This window comes from Corynebacterium striatum ATCC 6940 (assembly GCF_000159135.1).
GTDB classification, from domain to species: Bacteria; Actinomycetota; Actinomycetes; order Mycobacteriales; family Mycobacteriaceae; genus Corynebacterium; species Corynebacterium striatum.
The window spans coordinates 48,833-55,534 of record NZ_GG667522.1; the positions used below are offsets into that span (position 1 = coordinate 48,833).

The window sequence follows — 6,702 nt, forward strand, 5'->3', positions numbered from 1 at the left end:
GCTAACTTCTCCTGCACGAGCAAACGAGCTGGGCGCACCGTGCCATCCGTGGCACGAATGAGCTTGTCCTCGGCCAAGTACTCTTCGTGCTCGTCGAGACGAATAACTACGTGCGCAGCCCGGGCCTGCGTCTGGACCTTCTCACCGTCAGTGACGAACTGTTTGAACCCGTCGAGCAGGTCGTCGCCAGGCAGCGCGCCGAGCATGTCCATCAGCCACGGGTCTTGGGTGTTAATCACCAAACGGTGCCAGCCGTCTTTGCCATAGGTATGGCGGGCGGACTCCACGCGGGTCTTCGGCTTGGCAAGCTGCGCGCCGACCTCATCGAGCTTGGTCTCCGCCGTACCGCAGAGGGTCACGCGGGCGGCGTTGGGGTCGTCGCAGCGCGCGGCGAGCACCTCGATGCGGGCGAGCACGCGCAGGGAATGGCCGGCAGCGCGGGCGGCCTTGCGGGCCTCGGCGATGCCTTTGGGCTTAGTGCGCCAGTAGACGGCGGCCAAGGGGTAGATGAACTTCGCGTCGGCGAGTGTTAGGCCGCGGTCGCGGAGTTCAGCCACGCTAAGGCCAGCGGCTTCCTTGAGAGAATCGACACCGAGAGCAAGAGCATCGAAGATCGAGACGGTCATGCCACGGAGGATAAAGAGGCATCGGAAAGCCTGCAACCGATTGTCCAATGTATTAGTCGAACAGGGGTATTCGAACAGGGGTAATGAGGGGATAAACGTGCAGGTCAGCACTTTTCGACGCGAGCGTGCCGGTGGAATCGCGAGGCGGACACCCCTATCAATTGCGTGGGCCTCGGTTAGCCTGAAGGTCCACTATCAATTTCGCCGCGGCCAGCGAGGCCGGGCTTGGCCCGCTGCTTGCGGGCCCGGCGATGCTCTTTGCACTGAGCTCGCTGTCGTTCCTGCGCAACTTCTAGAAAGCGCTACTCGCTCACGGAAATAACGTTGCCCATCTTCCGCGGGGTCTTGCCGCCGGTGACGTCCGCCTGATCGATGTCGAACATCTGCGACAGGAAATCCGCGACCCACTGCAGCAGCTCGACGTCGCGTAGCTTCGGGTCCGTGACGTTGCGGCCCGCCTTGGGGAAGTTGAGCTGAATAGCCTTCGCCGCGGCGCGGTAGTTCGATCCGGGGAACAGGCGCTTGAGACGAACCTGCTTAGAGTCCGGCAGCTCAACCGGGTGAACCTTGATGCGCGTGCCTTGGACCGTAATGTCCGAGACGCCGGCGCGGCGGGCCTGGTGGCGCAAGCGTGCTACCGCAAGCAAACGAGTAACCGGCTGCGGCAGCGGGCCGTAGCGATCCTCCATCTCCTCCACTGCCAGCTGCAGGTCCGCATTGTCTTTGGACGCCGCCAACTTGCGGTAGACCTCCAAGCGCAAACGCTCAGAGTTGATGTAATCCTCAGGGATGTGGGCGTCGACTGGCAAGTCGATGCGGATCTCCTTCGGGCCGTCGTCAGTGGCCTTGGGAACCTCGCCACGTGCCAAGGCCTTGAAGGTCTCAACCGCCTCGCCCACCAACCGCACGTACAGGTCGAAGCCCACGCCTGCAATGTGACCGGACTGCTGGGCACCCAGCACGTTACCGGCACCACGCATCTCCAAGTCCTTCATCGCCACGGCCATGCCGGCGCCCAGATCATTGTTCTGCGCAATGGTGGCCAGGCGGTCGTAGGAAGTCTCCGTCAGCGTGGCGCCCTTCGGGTACAGGAAGTAGGCATAGCCGCGCTCACGGGAACGACCCACGCGCCCGCGCAGCTGATGCAACTGGGACAAGCCCATGTGGTGGGCGTTCTCCACGATGAGCGTATTGGCATTCGCGATATCCAAGCCTGTCTCCACGATGGTGGTACAAACCAGGACGTCGTACTCGCGATCCCAGAAACCCTGCACGGTCTGTTCGAGGGCTTCCTCGTTCATCTGGCCGTGCGCCACCACGATGCGGGCCTCTGGCACGAGTTCGCGGAGCTCGCGCGCCTTCTTCTCAATATCAGAGACCTTGTTGTGGATGAAGAAAGTCTGGCCATCACGCAACAGCTCGCGACGAATGGCCGCGGCAATCTGCTTGTCCTCGTAGGCACCCACATAAGTCAGGACCGGATGGCGGTCCTCCGGCGGGGTCAGAATAGTAGACATTTCGCGGATACCCGCCATGGACATCTCGAGGGTGCGCGGAATTGGCGTCGCCGACATCGTCAGCACGTCCACCGAAGCCTTAAGCGCCTTGATGTGTTCCTTGTGCTCGACGCCGAAGCGTTGCTCCTCGTCAACCACAATGAGGCCCAGGTTCTTCCAATGCACACCTGTTTGCAGCAGGCGATGCGTTCCGATGACGATATCGACAGAACCGTCTGCTAGGCCGGAGACAATCTCCTTGGCATCCTTCGTCGACGTAAAGCGGGACAGCACCTGAATATTGACCGGGAAACCCGTCATGCGTTCGCGGAAGGTATCCGCATGCTGCTGCGCAAGCAGAGTGGTAGGTACGAGAACCGCCACCTGCATTCCGTCCTGCACTGCCTTGAAGGCTGCGCGCACCGCTACCTCGGTCTTGCCGTAGCCCACGTCGCCCACGACCACCCGGTCCATGGGAACGGTGGACTCCATGTCCTCTTTGACCGCGTCGATGGCCAGCATTTGGTCCTCAGTCTCGATGTACGGGAAGTTGTCTTCCATCTCCGCCTGCCACGGTGTATCCGGCGCAAACTGGTGGCCCGGCGAAGCCTGACGCTTGGCATAAAGTTCCACCAACTCGCCCGCGATCTCGCGGACAGCGGCACGCGCCTTCTTCTTGGTGTTCTTCCAGTCCGAGCCGCCCATCTTGGACAGCGTCGGCTTCTCGCCGCCGGTGTACTTCGACAACAGGTCCAGCGAGTCCATCGGCACCCAGAGCTGATCGGCCGGCTGGCCGCGCTTCGACGCCGCGTATTCCAAGACGATGTACTCGCGGCGCGAGGTCTCGTCACCAGACTGGATCGTGCGCTCAGCCATCTTCAGGAAACGGCCGATGCCGTGGGTTTCATGCACCACGTGGTCGCCCTGTTTGAGCGCCAGCGGATCGACGCGGTTGCGGCGCTTGGCGGGGCGTCGCTTAGCGCCGGCAATGTCGCCCACGCGGTTACCCGTCAGGTCCGTCTCCGTCACCACAACCAGCGGCAGGGCCTCCTTGGTGGCGCCACCCTGGCTGCGTGCCTTGGGGAACACCAGGCCCGCATGCGAGAGCGCCTGGTATAGCGTGACCTCACCCGGGGTCGGTTCCCAGCCGGGCGTTGCGACCTTGGTGCGAATCCCCTTCTCAACAAAGCGTTCCACCATGCGCTTGATCGCGCCTTGCGCAGGAGCGATGAAAGCAGCACGCCCGCCATCGCGGGTATGCGCGAGCAACTGGGCCATCATGGCGTCGATCTCCTTGACGTCACCACGCGGCGTCGGGCCCGGTTCATACTCTAGCGGCAGGGTCTGCGCCTCATCCGCCATGAACATTCCAGGAGGAGCAAAGGTCCACAGCGGCAAATTCGCGTTAGCGCACGTTGCTTCCAAAGACTCGTAGGAACGGTAGCTAGCGGCCTCAGTATCCAGGCCTTCAGCAGCCAAAGGACCATCCGCCCCCATGGCAGCGGCTTCCCAACCGGCAGCCAAGAATTCCGCGTCCGTGGACTCTAGATCCGCAATACGGGTGCGAATCTTTTCCGGCGCGACCAGCAGCACGTGGGTACCCTCCGGCATGAATTCGGGAAGGGTGATGAGCGGGGCGTCGGAAAGCACAGCGAGGAGCGCCTCCATGCCGTCGGCCGGGATATGCTCACCTACCTTGGTCAAAAGCTCTACCAAAGCGGCGTTGCCGGGGTGCTTTAGGGCGAGTTCTTGGGCACGCTTGGCGACGTCGTCAGTAATCGGAAGCTCACGCGCCGGGAAGATGTCCACCGCGCCGACCTCAATCTCTGGAATCGCGCGCTGGTCGGCGACGGAAAACTGCCTGATATCGGTAATTTCATCGCCCCAGAACTCCACACGCACCGGGTAATCGAGCGTCGTGGGAAAGACATCCAAGATGCCGCCGCGGACGGCATACTCGCCGCGCTTGGCCACCATGTCCACGTGCTTGTAGGCACGAAACTCCAGCTGGGAGACGATGGCCTCGAGCTCTATTTCCATGTCCTCGGCCAGGCTGATCGGGCTGCGGCCTTCCACGTTTTTCAAGATCGGTTGGCTATATCCACGCGCTGCCGTGACGACGACGCGCAGCTTGCCTTCTGCAATGCGGTGCAGCACCTGCGCGCGGCGGCCCACGATATCCGCGCCGGGCGAAAGGCGTTCGTGCGGAAGGGTTTCCCACGCCGGGAACTGGGCAACCTTGTCCCCCATCATCGCGGTTAGCTCCGCGGTGAGGTCCTCGGCCTCACGGCCGGTGGCGGTGACGACAAGCACGGGCGCCTGATTCGCCAGCGTGCCGATAGCCCACGGGCGCGCTTGGTCGATGCCGGTGATGTGCAGGTGTGGCTCGCCTACCTGGGTGGCAAGCCCTTTGAGTTTCGGGTCGGAAGCCGCGACCTTGAGTAGTCCGGCGAGCATCGGCGTTGCCACTTAGTTAGTTCCTCTCAATTTTGGCTTAGCTTCCATTCCAGACAGCCCATTCCAGCACAAGTTTACGATGTGCGCAGCCACCACTTCCTTTGCCGGCTGGCGGGTATCCAGCCACCATTGGGCGGTCATCGAGACCATGCCGACTAGCGCTTGGGCATAAAGTCCTGCCAGGTTCGCGTCGAGGCCGCGGCGTTCGAAGGCGGAGCCTAGGATATAGGAAACCTGCCCCACGGAAGAATTAAGCAAAGTGGAATAGGAGCGTTCGTCGCCTGGCTTGGAGTCGCGTACGAGGATTAAGAACCCATCGGTTTCTTGCTCCACGTAGTTTAAAAGTGCAACAGTGGCTTTCTCGATGCGCTCGCGCCACGTGCCGTCGCTAAGCGAATGCGTAATCACCTCCTCCAGCGCGAGCATCTCACGGTCCACGATGACCGCATAGAGGCCTTCTTTCCCTCCGAAGTGCTCATAGACCACGGGCTTGGAAACGCCAGCTCGCGCCGCAATCTCCTCCACACTGGCGCCGTCGAAGCCCAGCTCGGCAAAAGCCGCTCGGCCAATCACGATCAATTGCTCGCGACGTTCGCGTCCAGTCATCCTCTGTCGAACCATGCGATCAAGCTTAGTGGGTGGCATTTGTAATTAAGGCATGTGCGTCAGGTACTATTAGCAATGCACGCCTTGAGCGCGCGGTTATTCCCCATGGTGTAATCGGCAACACTACGGTTTTTGGTACCGTCATTCTAGGTTCGAGTCCTGGTGGGGAAGCTTTTTCTAACCCTCGCCGACCATTAAAAATGCTGGTCGGTGGGGGTTTCTAGCTTTGACAATAAGGCCCAAGGCCTAAGTAGCAAAAGGGCATGCGGACGAAATCTTGAAGGATTTCCCGTCTTTCTAGGTTGAGCCGTTGCTCTTTGTAGATTTCTCCTTAACTGGCACAAATACCGCAGCCAAAGCAACAACATCGATTCCTACAAGGAATGCAGCAATCCACGTTTTGCCCAAATACGCGCACCAACCACCCAGGAGCAGCACTGCAACTACGCTGAAAGCGCCGATTAGCTGACCTCTCCTAGCAAGTTTAAATGAACCATCAACCGTTTTTCTGCGGGCATAGTTCTCCGTCTCAATCGAGTCCTGAGTCGTCGCAATCCAAGTTTCATAAACCTCGGGAGCTTTAGCCTTTAGCGACTCAGCTACATCAGGATCTGGGTAGTACTGCTTAAACTCTTGATGAGTTAAAGGAATTAGAGCTTAGACGAGAGTGCGCTCTGAAATTGTCTGTTATTTTCGCCTCGAAAACTTCAAATATTACACATCGTGCCAAGCCTAGTTTTGAAACAGATACTAAACTCTCTTGCGCGACAGCCCCGAGCCTGTAGTTAACCGCTAACGCTAAATAGGGAAAACATGCTGGAAACTCTTTACCTGCACGCCACGGCCACGGATGCCGAGCGCCTGTTGCTCTGCCTGGAAAGTCACCTGCAGGATCAGCTCACCGCAGCCACTGTGATATCCGTAGTTCTAGATATGGATCCGCAAGAAGATTTTGAAATACCACCAGAGGATTCAAGTGGCCAGTGGCAAAAGAGCAATTGTCAGGTGCGCATCGAGCTGCGGCCGACAGACGGGCAAGCGCTCACTGAAGACTACCTTGATCACCTCGGTGAACGACTGCTCGAAATCTTCTTTGCCGTAATGACGGACTTTCCGGAAGTTTGCTTCTTCAGCATCTTGGATCCTGACTAAATCATCTGCACGGCCACAATAAAGGACACTTAAGCGCTAGGAAGCCTCCGCGCTCGGCGTCGCGTACGGGCTACGGGATGAGTCCACTACTTGCCCAGCATGTACGCTATGTGACGACCCAGCAGCCTTCTCGAATACAAGCGCCGCCGGCTTGACGCGAACGTCAGGTTTTTCGCCCTTGTTCACCACAACCATCTGACCCATCATGCCCTTGTCCTCGTGCAGGAGCATGTGGCAGTGGTACATGTACGGAATGGTCTTATCTGGGAAGTACCCCAACTCCACGAGCAGCTTGGCGGTTGCCTTGGGCGGAAGATTGACGATGTCCTTCCAGCCCATCGTCGGAACCGCGATGTCTTTGCCAT

At 59.5% G+C, this 6,702-nt stretch carries 5 protein-coding genes; 1 reads left to right on the top strand and 4 read right to left on the bottom strand.

All coding sequences use genetic code 11. From position 1 onward, the window contains the following. The 3 genes from HMPREF0308_RS13885 to HMPREF0308_RS06780 all read right to left on the bottom strand — a co-directional run. The coding region (locus HMPREF0308_RS13885) for a hypothetical protein (RefSeq protein ID WP_005530004.1) at positions 1-626 on the bottom strand (626 nt) is incomplete at its 3' end. A 302-nt stretch (positions 627-928) separates the two neighbouring features. Next, on the bottom strand, positions 929-4,579 hold the full coding sequence (gene mfd / locus HMPREF0308_RS06775) for a transcription-repair coupling factor (protein WP_034657218.1): 3,651 nt from the start codon (positions 4,577-4,579) through the stop codon (positions 929-931). Between the two features lie 12 nt (positions 4,580-4,591). Then, positions 4,592-5,200, bottom strand: a complete 609-nt coding sequence (locus HMPREF0308_RS06780; protein WP_034657219.1) for a TetR/AcrR family transcriptional regulator — start codon at positions 5,198-5,200, stop codon at positions 4,592-4,594. A 798-nt stretch (positions 5,201-5,998) separates the two neighbouring features. Here HMPREF0308_RS06780 and HMPREF0308_RS06785 point away from each other — a divergent pair. After that, positions 5,999-6,337, top strand: a complete 339-nt coding sequence (locus tag HMPREF0308_RS06785; protein ID WP_005530010.1) for a hypothetical protein — start codon at positions 5,999-6,001, stop codon at positions 6,335-6,337. A 36-nt stretch (positions 6,338-6,373) separates the two neighbouring features. Here HMPREF0308_RS06785 and HMPREF0308_RS06790 read toward each other — a convergent pair. Next, on the bottom strand, positions 6,374-6,702 hold a 329-nt coding region (locus HMPREF0308_RS06790; protein ID WP_005530013.1), incomplete at its 5' end, for a multicopper oxidase domain-containing protein.

Bases quoted from the DNA above. Each gene is read 5' to 3' on its own strand.
- mfd (WP_034657218.1), bottom strand. From the start codon at position 4,579: ATGCTCGCCGGACTACTCAAGGTCGCGGCTTCCGACCCGAAACTCAAA.
- HMPREF0308_RS06780 (WP_034657219.1), bottom strand. From the start codon at position 5,200: ATGGTTCGACAGAGGATGACTGGACGCGAACGTCGCGAGCAATTGATC.
- HMPREF0308_RS06785 (WP_005530010.1), top strand. From the start codon at position 5,999: ATGCTGGAAACTCTTTACCTGCACGCCACGGCCACGGATGCCGAGCGC.